We start from the raw sequence: 19,345 nt of genomic DNA, 5'->3' as shown, positions 1-19,345 counted from the left end.
CCCCCAACACGTGAATCAATCTTTCTGGTCGCGCAGGACATTGCCCGAGGCGCCGTCGATTCGTGCTTCATACACCACGCCGTCGGATTTACGGCCTTTGACTTCCCAGTAGCCGTCGTTATCGGCTTCGGCGGCGTAGACCTCGACATACCCAGCCTTGGTCTTCGCCACTTCAATAGCTTTTTCAATCGGAATCCAGCCCGCACCCGGCTTGTCTGCCAGCGCAGCGCCGGCGCTCAACAGCGCGGTGGTTGCACACAGGGCGGCTAAGGTTTTCTTCAACATTTTCGTACTCCTTGGTGGATGACAGTGTGTTTCCTGATTTTTTAGGCGCGTTTAAACAAGAATAAGTTCCAATTGATATGCAATCGCCATGATGCTGTTCTCGCCGTAAGGCTCGGGGGGGTAGAATGTGGGGAAATCAGGATGGATAAATGAGCGAAAAGTCCCTTTCAGAAGCCGAATACGACGCCATCACCGACGCCGCTGCGCATTGGTGTATGCGTGTGCATGCCAGCGACTGCACGGCGGCTGAACGTCAGGCCTTCGAACATTGGCACGATGCCCACCCGCTGCACGCCTTCGAGTATGCCGCGATGTTGGAAATCTGGGACGTGGCCGATCATTTGCCCCGCAATGCGCCTGCACCGCTTGTGGTGCCGCTCAAGCCTCGTAAACGCTGGCGCTCTTATGCGGTGGCAGCCGCTATCTGCCTTGCTGCTCTGCCGCTGGCCGCCTTCACGGGCTGGGAAGCCGGTTGGTTGCCAAGCTCATACGAGCGGTTTGACGCCACCAACGGGCTGCGCAAAGTTACCCTCGGTGACGGCAGTGAGGTGGAGTTGAACCTGGGCACCGAGCTGGTTTACAGCCACTACAAGGATCGTCGCCAGGTGAAGTTGGCCAAGGGCGAAGCGTTTTTCAACGTCACCCACGACAGCGAGCACCCGTTTATCGTGCAGGCTGGCGAAGGCCAGGTTCGGGTGACGGGCACCCAGTTCAATGTGTGGAAGTATGAAGACCAGGTGCGGGTAATGTTGCTGGAAGGCTCGGTGCAGATCACCAGCGACGCGGTGCATGGCAGCGTGCCGTTGACTCCGGGGATGCAGGCCAGCTACCACCGCGGCGACGCCACGCCGCAAGTCGCCGCGATCAAACCCAATGACCCTGCGCTTGCCTGGCGTACGGGCAAGTTGGTGCTTGATAATCTCGCATTGGCCGATGCGTTGCCGCTGATCAACCGATACCTGAACAAGCCAGTGATGCTGGCGGATGCCGGTACCGGGAGTATTCGCATTGGTGGCATCTATAACCTCAGTGAGGTCAACAACCTCATCCCTTCCCTGCCCAAGGTCCTGCCGGTCTACCTGACCCGCAACCAGGATGGCAATCCCGTACTCAACTCCATCCCGGGTAAAACGCCCAAGGGCTGAGGCGCGCTTTTTTACTTCAGTGTCCACTTTTGAAACACCTCGGTACGCTGAATCGCCCAGCGGCTGCGGATTCATGCATCTGTCATGAACACTGTTTCATCGCTGACACAGTTGAAGAGTGTGGCCGGGCATATCGCGCCGCCCAGCGACTGTTTCATGCTTGAAACACTGCTATCGCTGATGCGCGCAGCAAAACCGCAACCCATTGAATTTTCTACGTAAACAAAAAGCGGCACGGGTTCTGCTCTTTCCCTGATAACGCTGTTTAGGGTCAGCGTTCAGAACAAGGACTGCCGCCGTGATCACACTCACACACGCCTCGATAACCGTACTGCTGATCAGCTGCGTGCTCAGCGCCGGCATCAGCCATGCGGGCGATGGCGTTATCGTGACAGGGCGAACCGTGCAGGGTCACATGTACGGGCGCACCTCCCTCCCCGATCCATACCCCACCACTGCCAACGCCAACCCCAGCAAAGAAATCATCAGTGCCACCTCCGGCGAACTCAGTGATCGGGACATTGGCGGCATCCGCAGCGGTTCTGGCCTTGCGCGATCCATCCAGCCCAACGGCAACCTGTCTGGCCTGAGCGCCACGCAAAACAGCCTGTCGACCCAGGGCGCCGGTGCAGCCGCCGGCCATGGCGCGGGCAGCAGCATGGCTGGGCAGATCAATGGTTCGATCCAGCGCGGCATGGCGCCCTTGAACAATCTGGGCAACATGCTGGGGGGCAAATGATGAAGCGCATCCTGTTGACCATCGCCCTGCTGGGCAGCGTCTCGGCAATGGCCGACAACACCGCCGTTATCAATAACAGCGGCCAACAGTACGAAGGTGTGCTGTCGATCAACCAGGCCGCCGGCAACCAGCAACAGATGTCCAACAGCCGCGCAATCGCGCTCGATGGCCAGGCCACCAATGTGAATATCCAGCGGCTCGACGGCAACGTCGACCCGTCCTTGAGTGCCAAGGTGGCGATTCAGGGCGCTTCATTTATCAATGGCAACGGCGTGCTGGGCGTTAACCAGTCGGCCGGGGCCAATAACCAATCAATCAACGCGGTGCGGATCAGCCTCAACCCTGGCCCGCAAAGCATCGATGACAGCGTCCTGTTGCAACAGAACACGACGCAGTTGACCGACTCAGGGCTCACCCCCACCACTGGCAGCCGCCAGGTCGCGACCAGCGACCAGGCCTTCACCGGCAGCCGAGGAGTGATTCAGGTGAACCAGAGTGCCGGGGTGGGGAACCGAGTGGCTAACACCCTGGGCATCACTATCAAGTAACCGCTTGGTAGACGTTAGTTAGACCGTACCAACACTTAACCCAACTAATTAGAAGCAAGGAGAAACACCATGAAACCTCAAATGGCTCTGAAACCTCTGGTTTTCGCTCTCGCCGCACTCATGGCAGCAGCTGCTCAAGCGGGTGGCTGGCACCCAGCGCCTCAGCCAACGGGCGTAATTGCTGCTGTCGTCACGGATGTACAAAACAGCGCAGGCAATAAATTCAACGACACCAAAACCGAAAACAACGCGTCTGCCGATGACTCCGTCAATGGCAACAGCGGTAACGTCGGCGTCAACGTGCAGTCTGGCAGTGGCAACCAGGCCGACAACTCTGCCGCCATCTCCAGCGCCAAAGGCGATGCAGCGACCGTGTTCGGCGTGGTCGACGTGAATCAAAACAGCGGGCTGAACAGCTTCATCAACAAAGGCACGCAAAACAACTCCTCCCTGGATAATGCTGTTAACGGTAACTCCGGCAACGTCGGTTACAACGGCCAGTCCGGTCAAGGCAACCAAGGTAAAAACAACCTGGCTATCGTGACCGCTGACGGGAAAAATATCGCGGCGGCAGCCAATACCGAACAAAACTCGCTTGCCAACAACTTCCTCAGCACCGCCGCCAGCAGCCACGGCTATGGTGGCAAAGCTCAATACGTGTCGAACAATTCCAGCCTCGACAACTCGGTCAACCGCAACTCAGGCAACGTAGGCGTCAACCTGCAATCCGGTGCGGGCAACCAGGGCAGCAACAGCCTGGTGATCGGTCAAGGTTGCACCGCCTGCCCTAGCGGCGTGCGCTTCTGATCCAACGGGGCCTTGGCAACAAGGCCCTTTTTATTTCAGTGCCCAACAGGTCATTCGATCATGCGTATCGCGACCCTCACCCTCTTGATGTTGCTCACCGGCACAACCTGGGCAGGCACCATGGCGATTTCCGCCATGCCCGGCGGTGCGGTGATCTTCAAGAAGGTCGAGAGCATCCGTGAGCGCCGGTTCGCCAACCTGGTGGAACAGAAAACCGATTTCAGCTGCGGTGCCGCGGCACTCGCGACCATCCTGCGCCAGGCCTATTGGCTGGACGTCGACGAAGACCACATCATCAAAGGGATGCTGGTAACCGCCGACCAGGACCTGGTGCGCACCCAAGGCTTTTCCATGCTGGATATGAAGCGCTACCTCGAAAGCATCGGTATGCGTGCCCGCGGCTACAAGATCGCACCCGATACCCTGGTGACGGTGAAGATTCCCGTGGTGGTGCTGCTGGAGATTCGTGGCTACAAGCACTTCGTGGTGATGCAGCGGGCCGACAAGGACTGGGTGTATATCGGCGATCCCGTGCTGGGGCACAAGCGCTATTCCCGTGACGACTTCGTCAAAGGCTGGAATGGCATTGTGTTTGCCGTGCTGGGTGAAGGTTACGACAAGGCCAACGTCTTGCTTGACCCGCCCACTCCGCTGACGGCCAAGAACCAGTTGAACGCGTTCCGGCCCGTGGGCGATGCCGAGTTGATGGATTTCGGTTTTATCCAGAGCGACTTCTTCTAGAAGCGCAATAAGGGGCAGGACGCCCCAGGAGCAGCAGATGAACACTTTCCGTTGGCTGACGGTCTTGTGTCTGGCAGCCTCTATGCCCGCCTATGCTTCATCGGCTTTCAAACCGATCGAACTCAATGATGCGCAGATGGCCGACTTGCGTGGCCGTTACGTAATGCCGGGGCGCATCATCAGCTTCGGCATTGTCATGAGCAGCACCTGGACCAACGCCGTCGGTGACCGCATTACCGGCACGGCCAACATGCAGATCGACAAGACCACCGTTACTCCGCAATTCTATGTGCAAACCACCGGCTCCACGGGTAACGGCAGCCTGCCAAACACCGGCACCGGTAATGTGGTCGGTGGCGCCGGCCTCGGCAGCGGCCAGGGCGTAACCCAAAGCGTGCGCACCGCAGGCGATGGCAACACCGCCTACAACGATGTGGGCATCAGCATCGAGAATGGTGTCGCCCCCGCCAGTAACCTGCAAACGGGGCAAGTGCTGATGGCCGGCGGCACCGTGACCGGCGACAGCGCGGCGGGCCGCGTCAGCGTTTCGGCCAACAATGGCGGCGTGCAGATGGCGATCCAGGCCAACCACAACCAGGGCAACAGCCTGCAGCAGATCGGCGGCGGCAATGTGCTGCAGGGAACGGTGCTGACCGGCAACAGCAACCTTGTCAGAAACATCACCCAACTCAACGTCGTGATGAACAATAACGGCTTGAACAACGGCGCGTTGAACTGCAATTTGGATCAACTCAAAGGCCTACGCACGCTCGGTTATTGAACTACGCTGACCCTCGACACTTTCGCATTAGAACAGGACGGCTTATTTCATGCATCGATCGTTATCGCTACGCGCGGTGATTTGTTTAAGTACGCTCTTGCCCGCATCCTTGCTGTATGCCGCGCCAGACGCCGATATCGAAACCCTGAAAAAGGAACTGCTGGAACTCAAGCAACGCTATGACGTGCAGCAAAAAGCCTTGGCCGTGCTGGAGCAACGCGTGCGTCAGGTAGAGGATCAACCCGCAGCGCCCGCCCCCAAGCGCTTGGCCAAATCACCTGCCGACTTCAAGCAAGGCGCTAACGCTGTCGCCGCCACGGGTACCGGTGCAGCCGCAGCGTCAGGTGGTGCAGGCGGTGGCGGCAGCTCCTACGGCCAATCCCTCAAGGACGACTCGGCCCCTGCGCAAAGTGTGAGCAACCTGTACAACGAGGCCAGCGGCTTTTTCGGCAATGGCAAGTTCAGCGTGGAAACCGGCATCACCTATGCCCGTTACGACGCACGCCAATTGACCCTCAATGGCTTCCTGGCGCTGGACTCGATCTTTCTGGGCAATATCAACCTGGACCGGATCAAGTCCGACAGTTGGACCCTGGACCTTACCGGGCGCTACAACGTCGACAACCGCTGGCAGTTCGATCTGAACGTCCCCGTGGTGTACCGCGATTCGACCTACCAGTCCGGCGGCGCCGGCAACGATGCCACCGCTACCTCGGAAGCCTCGGTGACCCGCGACCCTACCATCGGTGACGTCAACTTTGGCGTGGCCTACAAGTTCCTCGACGAAACGCCGACCTTGCCGGATGCGGTAGTGTCTGTGCGCGTCAAGGCGCCCACGGGTAAAGAGCCGTTCGGCATCAAGCTGGTCAGGCAACCCAATAACGACAACCTCTACTTGCCGGAAAGCCTGCCTACGGGCAACGGGGTCTGGTCGGTTACACCGGGCATTTCCCTGGTCAAGACCTTCGACCCGGCGGTGCTGTTCGGTTCGCTGTCGTATACCCACAACTTCGAAGACTCGTTCGATGACATCAGCAGTGAAGTCAACCAGAAGGTGGGGGGCAAAGTACGCCTGGGCGACAGCTTCCAGTTCGGTGTCGGTGTGGCGTTCGCCTTGAACGAGAAGATGAGCATGTCGTTCTCGGTTTCCGATCTGGTGCAGCGCAAGAGCAAGCTCAAGCCGGACGGCGGCGACTGGCAATCGGTGGTGTCCAGCGATGCCAACGCGGGTTATTTCAACGTAGGCATGACGATTGCCGCCTCGGATAACCTGACCATTGTGCCGAACCTGGCGATCGGGATGACCGATGATGCGCCGGACTTTACGTTCAGCCTGAAATTCCCGTACTACTTCTGACCGCGAAAAAGTGGGAGGGGCAAGCCCGCGAAGACGTCGGCCCAGCAAACATTGATGTTGGTTGATCCACCGCTATCGGGGCATAGGTATCTACACAACTTTGCAGTCGCCAATGGCAACCACGATGCGAAGCGAGCCGTTCTTGATCTTGATCTGCTTTTGATCTTAGGCGCCCCGTCAAACCACGCTGGCCGGAATTCGACAGGGATTTGGGGGGTAAACCGGCAGGGATGCCGGTTTAGCCGCCCCGCGCCATGGATGGCGCGTGGCGGCGGCCCCCCAAATCCCTGGCGGATTACGGGCACACCGAGCCCAGGCGAGGTGCCGAGTGGTGGGGCAAGAGCCTTTTGGTTACTTTTGGGCTCTTCTTTTCAAAAGTGACCCGCTGTAAGAGCGGAACCAGTAGCAGCCGTTACCCAAATAACGGATATGTACTCGGTCTAATCCAACATCCCGGCCGGTCCTGAGGCCGCCATCGGGAGCAAGCCCCCTCCCACAGGGGATCTGCGCTTAACTGACCGGCATTACCCTCCACAACCCGCCTTAGCGGATCTGGTGCTTGTGCAGCAGCCGGTAGAACGTCGGCCGGGAAATCCCCAGCACACGGGCTGCAACACTGAAATTATCGCTGTGCCGATTGAGTACATCGCACAACGCCTGGCGTTCGGCGCGGTGCTTGTAGTCTTCCAGTGTCGCCATCGGCGGCGAAAGTACCTGCTGGCCTTGCAGCCCCAGGTCCACGGCTTCGATCTGGCGCCCTTCGGCCAGCACCAGACCGCGGCGCACACGGTTGGCCAGCTCACGCACATTGCCCGGCCACGGGTGTTGCCCCATCGCCACCAATGCCTCTTCGCTGAAGCTGCGCGGGCGTCGGCCGGTTTCCTGGCTGTAGAAACGCGAAAAATGATTGGCCAGCATCGCCACGTCACCATGGCGCTCGCGCAATGGGGCCGTGACTACTTGCAAGACATTGAGGCGGTAATACAGGTCTTCGCGAAAGGCGCCCTTCTCCACCGCGGCTTCAAGATCCACATGGGTGGCTGCCAGCACCCGCACATCCACCGAAATGGGTTGGCTGCCGCCGACGCGCTCGATATGTTTTTCCTGAAGAAAGCGCAACAGGTTGGCTTGCAGCTCCATCGGCAAATCGCCGATTTCATCCAGAAACAACGTGCCACCGTGGGCCGCCTCAATCCGTCCGACCTTGCGCTGATGTGCGCCGGTAAAGGCGCCCTTTTCATGGCCGAACAGTTCCGACTGGATCAGATGTTCAGGGATCGCCCCACAGTTAATCGCCACAAACGGCTTGGCGTGGCGCTGGGATTGTCGATGAAGGGTCTTGGCGACCAGCTCTTTGCCGGTGCCGCTGTCGCCACGAATCAGTACCGGCGATTCGGTGGGCGCCAACTTCGACAACAGTTTGCGCAGTTCACGAATCGGGCGGCTGTCGCCTAACAACTCGTGGGCTTCATCTACCGGCACGACACCCTTGCCCCGCAGTCGCGCCATGCCAAACGCACGCCCAATGGTCACCTGGACCCGAGCCACATCGAACGGCAAGGTATGAAAATCGAAGAACCATTCGCAGACAAAGTCTGCGACATTCTGCAAACGCAGGACTTCAGGACTGAGCACGGCGATCCACTCGGTACCGCTGCGGCCAATCAACTCCTTGACCGCCTCGGGGCGTTCCAGATGGCAGGGCTGCAAGCGGAGCAGGCCCACATCGCAAGAACGATCCCCCACCGCCTGCAATGCACAGCTGTCAACTTCCCAGCCGGCAGTGCGCAAGCCGGGTAGTAGCCTGTGACAGTCATCACAGGGCTCGACTACCAGCAAGCGGCGTTGAACAGGTGTCACAATCATGACGATTCCTTGGCGCCAAGATTATTAAAGTTATTTAGAAACAAGGATTTGGGGCGCCTGGCGCTAACCCTAGCAAGATCTTGACGCTCACCTTGTACTATTTCGCTATAAGTGCGGGCAAAAAGCCATGTGTGTTTAATCGGGGGCAAAAAGTTTGCTGCTGCCGAAACTTTCAATCAGCTTTCAAAACAGCCGCTTACATGACGTTAGTCAGGGAAAGTTAAAATTTCTTGCTCTAGCATGTGACCCGCACCCCATCATCGTGCATCAGTACAAGTAACCCACCGTACGGTCAGCCCAACCGCCGGTACTCACTTGAATGGGCATACAGAGAGAAGACCCAAATGAACGCTCCGCTGCGCATCAACGAAGCTCTTTTGATTGCAGACCGTGCCTTCCAACCCTTTCAGTGCGTGGCCTGGCACGATGGCAATGGCGCCCTCAGCCTGAGCGTCATCGACCGGACCAACACCCGTATCGGCAGAAAACAGCTATCGTCGACTGCCTATACCGACCCGGCTCAACTTGAAGACCTGTTGTTGCAGGCTCGCGCCGAGCTCGACAAAGATGGCTACCAGTTACAGTCCTGGGCAATGCCGAAGTAATTCAATGCGACAACTTCCAGCCAACGTCAAACATCGGCTGGAAGTTGTGCAATAACACTTCAAGTACTTAGCATGCCGCGAGAATAAACCGCTCGAATGCCTCGGCAGCCCCGTCCTCGACGTTGCTGCCGGTCACCACATTGGCCTGACGCTTGACGGTTTCTTCAGCCTGACCCATGGCAATCGACAACCCAGCCACGTGAAACATCGCCGGATCGTTGCCGCCGTCGCCGATGGCGGCGGTCTGGTTCAGCGGCACGCCAAGGTGCTCGGCCAGGGTTTTCAAGGCTTCGCCTTTGTTAGCCAGCATTGCGGTCACGTCCAGATACACCGGCTGCGAACGCGATACCTGAGCCAAACCTTGTACCTTGGGCTGCAACTGCGCTTCCAACTCCACCAGCAACTGCGTGTTGTTACTGGCCGCGACAATCTTGTCGACCCGGTCCAGGTAGGGCTCGAAACTCTCCACGACCACCGGGCCATAGCCCAAGCCATCAGCTTCGCGCTGCATCATTGGCCCTGGCGGGTCGCGGCGCAGCCAATCGCCGTCGGCAAACACCCACACCTCCACGTCCGGCTCGGCAGAAAACAGCGCCAGCGTGACCAGTGCCGCGTCTGCCGGCAAATGGTGAGCCACCAGGATACTGCCATCCGGGTTGACCAGCGTGCCGCCGTTGAAGCCGGCCACCGGCACATCGATGCCAAACGTCTCGATCAAATGCAGCATCGCCTTGGGCGGACGCCCGCTGGCGAGGCTGAACAGCACCCCGGCTTCACGCATCGCAGCAATTGCGTCGGCGGTGCGCTGACTGAGGCTGTGGTCGGGGTGCAACAGCGTCCCGTCTACATCACTGAGGACAAAGCGGATGGGATGAATCGTTACGTCACTCATCCGAGGCTGTGCCAGGTGCGGCCGTCACGAGCGAGTAACGCATCCGCTGCCACCGGGCCATCTTCGCCAGCCTTGTAGGCCTGGATACCGTCGTCTTCCTTCCATGCATCCAGGAACGGCTGCACGGCGCGCCAACCGTTCTCGATGTTGTCGGCACGCTGGAACAACGTCTGATCGCCGGTCAAACAGTCGTAGATCAGGGTTTCGTAACCTGTCGAGGGCTGCATCTCGAAGAAGTCCTTGTAGTCAAAACCCAACTCGATATTGGCCATCTCCAGAGTCGGCCCAGGCTTCTTGGCCAGCAGGTCGAACCACATGCCTTCGTTCGGCTGGATCTGGATTTTCAAGTAAGTGGGCTTGAGCTCATCGACTTCGGTATCGCGAAATTGCGCATAAGGCGCCTGCTTGAAGCAGATCACGATCTCGGTGTCGCGGATGCTCATGCGCTTGCCGGTTCGCAAGTAAAACGGCACACCGACCCAACGCCAGTTATCGATCATCACTTTGAGCGCAACGAAGGTCTCGGTGCTGCTGTCGGGTGCGACGTTGGCTTCTTCGCGATAACCGGGCAATGGCTTGCCAGCGATTTCGCCAGCGGTGTACTGACCACGCACGGAGTTGGCCCGCGCATCTTCCAGCGACCAGGGACGGATCGCACCCACCACCTTGGCTTTCTCACCGCGCACCGCATCGGCACCAAAGGCTGCCGGCGGTTCCATGGCGACCATCGCCAGTAGCTGGAACAGATGGTTGGGCACCATGTCGCGCAGTGTGCCGGTTTTTTCGAAAAAGTTACCTCGGGTTTCAACGCCGACGGTTTCAGCCGCGGTGATTTGCACGTGATCGATGTAATGGTTGTTCCAGAACGCTTCGAACAGCACGTTGGAGAAGCGGCTGACCAGAATATTCTGCACCGTCTCCTTGCCCAGGTAATGGTCGATGCGGTAGATCTGCTTCTCGCTCATCACCTTGAGCAGGCACGCGTTCAGCGCCTCGGCGGTGGCCAGGTCGGAGCCGAACGGCTTCTCGATAACCACACGCCGAAAGCCATCGTCCGTTTCATTCAACAAACCGGCACTGCCCAGGCGCTGCACCACTTCACTGAAGAAGCGCGGCGCAGTGGCGAGGTAGAACACGGCGTTGCCGGTGCCGCTGTCGGCGATCTTCTGCGCAATATCCGCGTAGGTGCCGTCGTCGAGGAAGTCGCCCTCGACATAGCTGATGCCCTTGGCCAGTTGCGCCCACAGCGCAGGGTCCAGGGCATGTTCAGCATTGCCCCGGACCTTGCTGGCGGCTTCGGTGCGAATGAAATCCTCAAGCTTCTTGGCGAAGTCTGCGTCGCTGATGGCGTTGTGATCAACGCCGACAATACGCAGGCCATCGCCCAGCAACCCGTCGCGGCTCAGGTTGTACAGCGCCGGCATGAGCAGGCGCTTGACCAGGTCGCCATGGGCGCCAAACAGAAACAACGTGGTAGGTGGAGCAGGTTCGGCCTTGGGTTTCTTGCCGTTGGCGGTCATTTTTTGGAGGTCTCCACATGGCCGCCAAAGCCGAAGCGCATGGCAGACAGCATTTTGTCGCCGTAGGTGCTCTGCTGGCGGGAGCGGAAACGCGCAAACAGCGACGTCGACAGCACCGGTACCGGCACCGCTTGTTCCATGGCCGCTTCGATGGTCCAACGGCCTTCGCCGCTGTCCGCTACGGAACCGGAGTAACCATCGAGTTTCGGGTCGGTGGCCAGGGCGTCGGCGGTCAAGTCCAGCAGCCACGACGACACCACGCTGCCACGGCGCCAGACTTCGGCGATATCGGCAACGTTGAGGTCAAAGCGCTGATCCTCCGGCAGGTTTTCCGAGTTCTTGGTCTTGAGGATGTCAAAACCTTCGGCGAACGCCTGCATCATTCCGTATTCAATGCCGTTGTGGATCATCTTGACGAAGTGACCGGAACCCGCCGGGCCTGCATGGATATAACCGTGCTCGGCGCGTGGGTCGGCTGCGGCCGAACGGTCCTTGGTGCGCGGGATATTGCCAAGGCCGGGGGCCAGGCTCTTGAAGATCGGGTCCAGGCGCTGCACGGTCTCGACGTCGCCGCCGATCATCATGCAATAGCCACGCTCCAGGCCCCAGACGCCGCCGGAAGTGCCGACGTCAACGTAGTGCAGGCCCTTTTCAGCCAGGGCCTTGCCGCGACGTACATCATCCTTGTAGTTGGTATTGCCGCCGTCGATGATCACATCGCCGTCTTCGAGCAGCTCGCTCAAGGCATTGATGGTGTCTTCGGTGGGCGCGCCCGCCGGCAACATTACCCAGACCGCACGGGGCTTTTGCAGGCCAGCCACCAGGGCATTCAAGTCGGCGACGCCAGTGGCGCCCTCCTCGCTCAAGGCTTTGACGAAGGCTTCGTTACGGTCGTATACAACGGTGGTATGCCCATTGAGCATCAGGCGCCGCGCAATGTTACCGCCCATGCGGCCTAGTCCGATAATCCCCAGTTGCATGTGCTGATGCTCCTAACTTCTAAAAAATGTGTGACATAGTTTATAGCGCAATGAGGCTAATGAGGGTTAGTCCAGAGCGGATCCGTGTAGTTTCATGACAAAAAAGTTGCCATCGTTTCACCATCACCGCCTGAAAAGTCACACGACCGCCAAAAATAAAAAAGTTCCCTTGCTGCAAAAAAGAATTCAAACTTGCTTCCGACTGTTGCCCAAACCCTGTTTGAGCAGCGCGATCTACCGGCTATTTGCGAGGTAAGCAATGAGCACAGCACAGATGACCCGCCCGCCACAGACCCTCTACGTCAGCATCCGTCGCGATGAATTGCGCCAGTTGAAGGACGAGCGCGATCAGTTGCAACAGGAAGTCCTGCGTCTGCGTTCACACCTTCAAGCCCAGCTCGAGCTGCCATCCCAGGCCAAGCCGGCGCTCTGCTGAACGCACCTGGTCAGTTTGTAAGGCAATACCTACGGAAAACTCACAAAGTTTTCACACACTTATCCTGATACTCCCGCCCGCGATGCCGCTCACGTTCTGAGCGGCCCGATGTCGCGCGACTCTGCGCGACGATCATTGACTGATGGGGCGCTGGATGGCGATGTTCAAACGCAGCACGACGACTGCGAAAGGCTTTGATTGGGCCGGCCTTGGTTGGCTATTCCTGTTTTTCTGGTATTTCTCGGGTATTACCCAGCTTCTTATCCAACTGACCGGCACGTCCGGCTTCAGTGGTTTCCGCCAGGCATTCTTCATGAGTGCACTGTGGCTGGCGCCGATGTTGCTGTTCCCGCGCAAGACACGCCTGCTTGCCGCCTTGATCGGTGTGGTGTTGTGGGCCTGCTCCATGGCCAGCCTGGGTTACTTCTTCATTTACCAGCAGGAGTTCTCCCAGAGCGTCATCTTCATCATGTTCGAGTCGAACATCTCCGAAGCGGGCGAATACGCGACCCAATATTTTGCCTGGTGGATCGTGTTGGCGTTCATAGCCCACACCGCCTTCGCTATCTTCCTCTGGACGCGCCTGCGCCCGGTGTACCTGCCTCGCGGCCAGTCGATCGTGGCGGCCATCGCCATTGTCCTGGCGGTTGTGGGCTACCCGCTGGTCAAGCAAATCGCCACCAGCGAAACCATGGAATTGGCCATTGATCGTTTCGAAACCCGTATCGAGCCTGCCGTGCCTTGGCAGATGATCGTCGCCTACCGTCGCTACACCGAACAGCTGGACAATATGCAGGGCATGCTCAACAGCGCCAGCCAGATCCCGCCATTGAAGAACCTCAAGGACAGCATGGCCGGCCAGCCGTCCACGCTGGTACTGGTAATCGGCGAGTCCACCAACCGCCAGCGCATGAGCCTGTACGGTTATCCGCGCAACACCACGCCGGAACTGGACAAGCTGCGCGACCAACTGGCCGTGTTCGATAACGTCATCACCCCTCGCCCCTATACCATTGAAGCGCTGCAACAGGTGCTGACCTTTGCCGATGAAGAAAACCCGGACCTGTACCTCAAGACGCCGTCGATTGTCAGCGTGATGAAACAGGCCGGCTACAAGACCTTCTGGATCACCAACCAGCAGACCATGACCAAGCGCAACACCATGCTCACGACCTTTTCCGAACAGGCCGACGAGCAGGTGTATCTGAACAACAACCGCAACCAGAACGCCCGCCAGTACGACGGCGATGTGCTGGCGCCTTTTTCCAAGGCCCTGGCCGATACCGCCGAGCGCAAGTTCATCGTGGTGCACCTGCTGGGTACTCACATGAGCTACCAGTACCGTTACCCGCCGACGTTCGACAAGTTCACCGACCGCCAGGGCGTGCCGGCCGGTGTCAGCGACGCGCAGTTGCCGACTTACAACAGCTATGACAACGCAGTGCTGTACAACGACTTCGTGGTCTCCAGCCTGATCAAGGACTACGCCAAGACCGACCCCAATGGCTTTTTGCTGTACCTCTCGGACCACGGCGAAGACGTGTTCGACTCCGCCGGCCACGACACCCTGGGCCGCAACGAAGGCAAGCCGACTGCACCGATGTACACTATCCCGTTCATGGCCTACGCCTCACCGAAGTGGCGCGAAAGCCACGACTGGAGTTTCGCCGGCGACCTGCAACGGCCTTACAGCAGTTCGCAGTTGATCCATACCTGGGCCGACATGGCAGGCTTGAGTTTTGACGAACTGGACCACAGCAAGAGCCTGGTCAGCGACAGCTTCAAGCCTCGGCCCTTGTTGATCGGCAACCCTTACGAAACCAAGCAGAAGGCCCTGATCGACTTCAGCCTGATCAAGCCGAAGAAGGCCAATGGCGCCGAAGTGGTGGCGAAGTAATCAGGGGCGCTGCAACACAAAGATAACAATCGTTCTCGTTTAAGCCTAAAGTTCCACACCTCCTTTCGTCTTTGAACCATGCCCTCCCACCCCGGGAGGGTTAAAAGACGACAAGGAGTCTGCCGCAATGTTCGCGCCTTTTACCCGTTCCATGACCATTACCTTCGGTCTGTTCAGTCTTGCGCTGAGCCCGGATCTGCTGGCTGAAATCGACCCCGGACAAGCCTCCAGCAAAGCCCTGGAGCTGGGCGCGACCACTATCAGCGCCGACGGCCTTGGGTCCACCACCGAGCACACCGGTGCCTACACCACCGGTTCGATGAATACCGCCACCCGCCTGAACCTTTCCATCAAGGAAACCCCGCAATCGATCTCGGTGATCACACGCCAGCAGATGGATGACTTCAACCTCAACACCTTGACCGAAGTGCTGCGCCAGACCACCGGCATCAACGTTCAACATAACGATTCGGACCGTGTCTACTACTCCTCCCGCGGTTACGGCATCAACAACTTCCAGGTTGATGGGATGCTCAACACATTCGGCTACATGAAGTCCGACGCCGACACCATCATCTACGACCGTATCGAAGTGGTACGCGGCGCCACGGGCCTGACCACAGGCGCGGGCGACCCATCGGCCACCGTAAACATGGTGCGCAAGCGCCCTACTGCCCAATGGCAGGCACAGACCGGTGTGAGTGGCGCCAGCCATGACAACTACTACAGCTACATCGACGTAGGTGGGCCTTTGGCGTTCGACGGTAAGCTGCGCGGGCGTAGCGTCCTGGCCTACCGTGACAGCAAATCCTTTCGCGATAACTATGGGCTGCAGCGCGCAGTTGGCTACGGCATTCTCGAAGGTGACCTTTCAGACGATACGGTGCTGGCTGTAGGTTTTGATTACCAGGACAAACAGGTACAAGGCACCTCCTGGGGCACTGTGCCCTACTGGAACAGCCAGGGCGGCAAGGCAAGGTTGCCTCGCTCCACCAATATGGCGGCGCACTGGAGCTCCTGGCCGCTGACTGACAAGACCACCTTCGCCACCCTCGACCATCGGCTCGGCGGCGACTGGCATTTGAAGGCTGCCTATACCCATCGCCAAAGTGACACCGACGGCAAGGTCTACTACGGCGGCACCGGTTTTCCCAATGCGGACCGCAGCGGCATGACGGCCTGGGCCAGTCATATGCGCGGTACGTCGCGGATGGAAGCCATCGACTTCAACCTGGCCGGCAGCTACACCCTGCTGGGCCGCGAACACGGGTTGATGATGGGCTATGGCGAGGCCGCCCAACGGGACGTCTCGCCCTTTATGCGTAACGACCTGCCTGCCAGCTACTACCCCATCGAGGATTGGAAGCACATGGGCGATATCGGCAAGTTCGCCGACACGGTCACCGACCTCAAGGGCGAACACAGCAAAAAACAGCAGAAAGCCGGCTACCTCGCCACTCGACTGAGCCTTACGGACCGCTTGCATGCCGTGCTGGGTAGCCGCTACGGCAGCTGGGAGCTGGAAAGCGCAACGCCTGAATACAACGACAATGATCAACTGACGGCTGCCGGCAAAACACGCCAGACCCACAACGACATGTGGACGCCCTACGCCGGGCTGCTCTATGACATCACCCCGCAGTACACCGTTTACGCAAGCTACACCGATATCTTCAAGCCGCAGGACAGGCGTGATGTCAACAAGAAGTACCTGGAACCGGTGGTGGGCAGCAATTATGAGGTGGGGCTCAAGGGCAGCCTGCTCAATGAGCGCCTGAACCTGACGGCCGCCTATTTCTGGAGCACCCAGGACAACGTTGCAGAGCGCGATGACTCGGTCCCACCCAACCCCGTCACTGGCGAGGAGTACTACAAGTCTGGCGGCAAGGGTAACAAGGTCAACGGCTTCGAATTGGAAGCCGCAGGCGAAATCCGGCCGGACTGGAACCTGACCGCCGGCTACACCTACACCCACTCGCTTAATGGCTCAGACAAACGTACCAATACGGGCCAGCCCTTGAACCTGTTGAAGGTTTCCAGCGCCTATCGCCTGCCGGGCGCATGGCGCAACCTCACCGTCGGTGGCGCGGTGAACTGGCAAAGCGAAATCTACGATTTCGGTAACCGGCCCACAGGGGCACGCAATAGCGAAGGTCGGCCGATAACCACGCGGGCGAAGATCACGCAACAGGGTTACACCGTGGTCAACCTGATGTCACGCTACCAGTTCGACGAACAGGTTTCCGCCTCGGTTAACGTTAACAATCTATTTGATAAAAAATATTACGAACGTGTCGGCTTTTATAATGGTGTGTATTGGGGTGACCCGCGATCTATCACGCTTGCATTGGACTGGAGGCTGTAGTCGCTCCCTGCGAAGTTAACAAAATCGTTAACTTCGCAGTGCCTGTCAGTTAATTCCCACTTAATAAGATAGCGCCATAGTCGCTCCATGATTCTGATCAAGGAACGGCCAGACACCTATCACTCTTAATGGGAATACCGCGATGAAAATCTCGACGTTGATGCTTGCCAGCCTGATGACCCTGACCTCCGCCGCTGCCTTCGCAGAGGGCGGTTCAGAGCGTTCGAAGGAGTTCTACGACAACTTCAGCTTCATTCAACAGCAAACTCACGGCACAGCAGAGCAACGAATGGCCTCTGCCGACGGGAAGACGTTGAAAGTCGATACCGTCAGCCAGGAACAACCGAACAGTTGATTTAATGCTTAGTTAATCCGTAATACCCTGCGCCATCCCGCTCCGTTGGCAAAGGTTTATTGGGCGCCATCTAATGGCGCCTTTTTTTCGCCAGTCATTTATGACAGCGACTTGCTCCAAAACAACATATGGCCATACTTCGGATCAAATACTGAATCATCGAACCCGAACTTGCGATACGCCGATTGCGCCAGTTCATTGCCCTCAAGCACTTCCAGAGTAATCTTGCAGCAGCCCCTCTGGCGGGCGATTTCTTCGACCTTCTGCAGCATTTTCTGGCTCAAGCCCAAGCCACGAAACTGTTCCCTCACCATCACATCGTGAACGTTGACCAGCGGGCGGCAAGCAAACGTCGAGAAGCCCTCAAAACAATTGACCAACCCCGCCGGTTCGCCACCGACAAATGCCAGCACGCTTAACGCATGAGGACGCTTGGCCAGTTCAGCCGGCAGTTGCTGCAACAGATCGGCTGACAAGGCGTGGCCGCCGCCCATCGGGTCTTGCGCATAGTGGTTGAGCAGCAAGCCGATGGCGTTGGCGTGCACCTCGTTGGTATAGCTGGCTTGCAGCACCAGGATGTCTGGGGTGTCCATTTCCTTCCTCGATAACGACAACCAGGGATTCGTTCCCCTTTGAGAGCCTCGATTGTAAGCGTGGAGTCGGCAGTAGATGAAGGAGATTAACTACAAATATCTGACGGAAATTGCGAAGGTTGCTCGCATCAAATCGCGCAAAAGCCCCTGGAGTGGGGATTTTTCCTAGACAGCAAAGCGCTGCAGTTGCATCTCTTGCAAGCGGCTCAGGGTGCGACGAAATGGAAACTCCAGGTAGCCTTCGGTGTACAGGCACTCCAAGGGTACCCGGGCCTCGATAAAGAGTGGCACCTTACGGTCGTAGCATTCGTCCACCAAGGCGATAAAGCGCCGCACGCTGTCATCATGAACCGACAGTTGCGGCAATTGGCGGTCCCCGGCCATCACACGCTCGGCGCCGTCCTCGGTGCCACGGGCAATCCGCCCCGGGCGCTGTTGGGCGCTGAGGTTCGGGACCTCACCCAGGAGGATGGCCTCGAAGCGATCGCACAGCAGCATGAAGTCCATCGCGGCCAGGGGTTGCTCGCACAGTTCGGCGTAACGACACCAGAGCACCGTATCACTGGCCTGCACCGCCACAATGGAGCGGTACCCCACGCTCACCGCCCCGCTGCTTACGGCCTGGCCTTGGCTCAATTGCTTGAACACCGCAGCCAGTGCATTCGGTTGATTCACCCAATAGCGTTGCTGCCCCACCCCCGGATGCAGGCGATGATCTTCGCCACCGTCCACCGCCACCACTTGCATATGCTGCTGGAGCGCGTCGATGCCCGGCAGAAAACGCTCGCGATTGAAGCCATCGGCATACAACTGATCAGGCGGCTGGTTGGAGGTGCACACCATTACCACGCCTTGCTCGAACATCACCTGGAACAGCCGCCCGAGGATGATCGCGTCGCCGATATCATTGACAAACAGTTCATCGAAGCACAGCACGCGCACTTCCTGGCTCAGCTCCTGAGCCAGCGCCCGCAAAGGATCCTGGGTTCCGGTGAGCTGGAACAAGCGCTGATGCACCCACCCCATGAAGTGATGAAAATGCTGACGCCGCGCGGGCACACGCAGGCTTTGGTGGAACTGGTCCATCAGCCAGGTCTTGCCACGCCCCACCGGCCCCCACAGATAGACCCCGGCAACTGGCGAATGGCCTTGATGCAACCCCTCGTGACAGGTTTGCAAAGCCTGCACCGCCCGACGCTGGGCGTCGTCGGAGACGAAGCCTTGCTGGGCGATAGCGTGCTGGTAGGCAATGAGGGGCGAGTCGAACGTCATGTCAGATGCTGCTCTGCGGACTAAATATGAGAGGGGGCACGCCCCGTTGAGCCTGGTTTGTAGTCACCAACCGTAACCACGATGCGAAGCGAGCCGCTCTTGATCTTGATCTGCTTTTGATCTCAGGCGCCCCGTTAAACCACGCTGGCCGGAATTCGACA

Annotated in this window: 19 protein-coding genes; 12 read left to right on the top strand and 7 right to left on the bottom strand. The window is 58.6% G+C overall.

What is annotated here, in order from left to right; all coding sequences use genetic code 11:
* Positions 1–15: 15 nt before the first annotated feature.
* Positions 16–285 carry a PepSY domain-containing protein gene (locus tag E3O56_RS19895; RefSeq protein ID WP_032875869.1) on the bottom strand — a complete coding sequence of 90 codons (270 nt, stop codon included), beginning with the start codon at positions 283–285 and terminating at the stop codon, positions 16–18.
* A gap of 149 nt (positions 286–434) precedes the next feature.
* On the opposite strand from E3O56_RS19895, the gene E3O56_RS19890 reads away from it, so the two are divergent.
* The 7 genes from E3O56_RS19890 (at position 435) to E3O56_RS19860 (ending at position 6,403) form a co-directional block, all read left to right on the top strand.
* The gene (locus E3O56_RS19890) at positions 435–1,430 is read left to right on the top strand and encodes a FecR family protein (protein ID WP_032875872.1); all 996 of its coding nucleotides are present in this window, start codon (positions 435–437) and stop codon (positions 1,428–1,430) included.
* A 298-nt stretch (positions 1,431–1,728) separates the two neighbouring features.
* Positions 1,729–2,169, top strand: coding sequence for a hypothetical protein (locus E3O56_RS19885; RefSeq protein ID WP_005788654.1), 441 nt, complete (start codon positions 1,729–1,731; stop codon positions 2,167–2,169).
* Positions 2,169–2,717 carry a hypothetical protein gene (locus tag E3O56_RS19880; protein WP_032875877.1) on the top strand — a complete coding sequence of 183 codons (549 nt, stop codon included), beginning with the start codon at positions 2,169–2,171 and terminating at the stop codon, positions 2,715–2,717. The genes E3O56_RS19885 and E3O56_RS19880 overlap by 1 nt, the downstream gene beginning before the upstream one ends.
* Positions 2,718–2,786: 69 nt before the next feature.
* Positions 2,787–3,524: a hypothetical protein gene (locus E3O56_RS19875; RefSeq protein WP_103734318.1), complete on the top strand. Its 738-nt coding sequence runs from the start codon at positions 2,787–2,789 to the stop codon at positions 3,522–3,524.
* A gap of 60 nt (positions 3,525–3,584) precedes the next feature.
* Positions 3,585–4,265 (top strand): C39 family peptidase, encoded by a 681-nt coding sequence (locus E3O56_RS19870; RefSeq protein WP_103734319.1) that lies wholly within the window; start codon positions 3,585–3,587, stop codon positions 4,263–4,265.
* Positions 4,266–4,302: 37 nt separating this feature from the next.
* The gene (locus E3O56_RS19865; protein ID WP_032875886.1) at positions 4,303–5,046 is read left to right on the top strand and encodes a hypothetical protein; all 744 of its coding nucleotides are present in this window, start codon (positions 4,303–4,305) and stop codon (positions 5,044–5,046) included.
* Between the two features lie 49 nt (positions 5,047–5,095).
* A complete protein-coding gene (locus E3O56_RS19860; RefSeq protein WP_032875889.1) occupies positions 5,096–6,403 on the top strand; it encodes an autotransporter outer membrane beta-barrel domain-containing protein in 1,308 nt (435 codons plus the stop codon).
* A 543-nt stretch (positions 6,404–6,946) separates the two neighbouring features.
* On the opposite strand, the gene E3O56_RS19855 is transcribed toward E3O56_RS19860, so the two are convergent.
* Positions 6,947–8,269, bottom strand: coding sequence for a sigma-54 dependent transcriptional regulator (locus tag E3O56_RS19855; RefSeq protein WP_078821498.1), 1,323 nt, complete (start codon positions 8,267–8,269; stop codon positions 6,947–6,949).
* 344 nt (positions 8,270–8,613) lie between these two features.
* Here E3O56_RS19855 and E3O56_RS19850 point away from each other — a divergent pair, with 344 nt between their 5' ends.
* Entirely contained in the window at positions 8,614–8,874 is a 261-nt protein-coding gene (locus E3O56_RS19850) for a hypothetical protein (RefSeq protein ID WP_032875895.1), read from the top strand.
* A 67-nt stretch (positions 8,875–8,941) separates the two neighbouring features.
* On the opposite strand, the gene E3O56_RS19845 is transcribed toward E3O56_RS19850, so the two are convergent.
* The 3 genes from E3O56_RS19845 to gnd are packed head-to-tail and all read right to left on the bottom strand — an operon-like array spanning position 8,942 to position 12,266.
* Positions 8,942–9,766, bottom strand: coding sequence for an HAD family hydrolase (locus E3O56_RS19845; protein ID WP_248128868.1), 825 nt, complete (start codon positions 9,764–9,766; stop codon positions 8,942–8,944).
* Positions 9,763–11,286: a glucose-6-phosphate dehydrogenase gene (zwf, locus tag E3O56_RS19840; protein ID WP_005788671.1), complete on the bottom strand. Its 1,524-nt coding sequence runs from the start codon at positions 11,284–11,286 to the stop codon at positions 9,763–9,765. Before zwf ends, E3O56_RS19845 begins: the two co-directional genes overlap by 4 nt.
* Entirely contained in the window at positions 11,283–12,266 is a 984-nt protein-coding gene (gene gnd, locus E3O56_RS19835; RefSeq protein WP_032875901.1) for a phosphogluconate dehydrogenase (NAD(+)-dependent, decarboxylating), read from the bottom strand. The genes zwf and gnd overlap by 4 nt, the downstream gene beginning before the upstream one ends.
* A 259-nt stretch (positions 12,267–12,525) precedes the next feature.
* On the opposite strand from gnd, the gene E3O56_RS19830 reads away from it, so the two are divergent.
* From E3O56_RS19830 to E3O56_RS19815, 4 genes are all read left to right on the top strand, one after another.
* A complete protein-coding gene (locus tag E3O56_RS19830; protein ID WP_157243918.1) occupies positions 12,526–12,702 on the top strand; it encodes a DUF6026 family protein in 177 nt (58 codons plus the stop codon).
* Between the two features lie 154 nt (positions 12,703–12,856).
* Positions 12,857–14,599, top strand: coding sequence for a phosphoethanolamine transferase CptA (locus E3O56_RS19825; protein ID WP_103734322.1), 1,743 nt, complete (start codon positions 12,857–12,859; stop codon positions 14,597–14,599).
* Between the two features lie 127 nt (positions 14,600–14,726).
* The gene (locus E3O56_RS19820; RefSeq protein ID WP_248128867.1) at positions 14,727–16,964 is read left to right on the top strand and encodes a TonB-dependent siderophore receptor; all 2,238 of its coding nucleotides are present in this window, start codon (positions 14,727–14,729) and stop codon (positions 16,962–16,964) included.
* Between the two features lie 142 nt (positions 16,965–17,106).
* Complete coding sequence (locus tag E3O56_RS19815) at positions 17,107–17,319, top strand: hypothetical protein (protein WP_032875909.1); 213 nt, start codon at positions 17,107–17,109, stop codon at positions 17,317–17,319.
* A 98-nt stretch (positions 17,320–17,417) separates the two neighbouring features.
* On the opposite strand, the gene E3O56_RS19810 is transcribed toward E3O56_RS19815, so the two are convergent.
* Positions 17,418–17,912: a GNAT family N-acetyltransferase gene (locus tag E3O56_RS19810; protein ID WP_248128866.1), complete on the bottom strand. Its 495-nt coding sequence runs from the start codon at positions 17,910–17,912 to the stop codon at positions 17,418–17,420.
* A 165-nt stretch (positions 17,913–18,077) separates the two neighbouring features.
* Positions 18,078–19,184, bottom strand: a complete 1,107-nt coding sequence (gene zapE / locus E3O56_RS19805; RefSeq protein ID WP_148853717.1) for a cell division protein ZapE — start codon at positions 19,182–19,184, stop codon at positions 18,078–18,080.
* Positions 19,185–19,345 lie beyond the last annotated feature (161 nt).

It is taken from the genome of Pseudomonas sp. W2Aug9 (genome assembly GCF_023127755.1).
Classification (GTDB): domain Bacteria; phylum Pseudomonadota; class Gammaproteobacteria; order Pseudomonadales; family Pseudomonadaceae; genus Aquipseudomonas; species Aquipseudomonas synxantha_A.
This window is presented reverse-complemented; position numbering and strand designations above follow the sequence as displayed.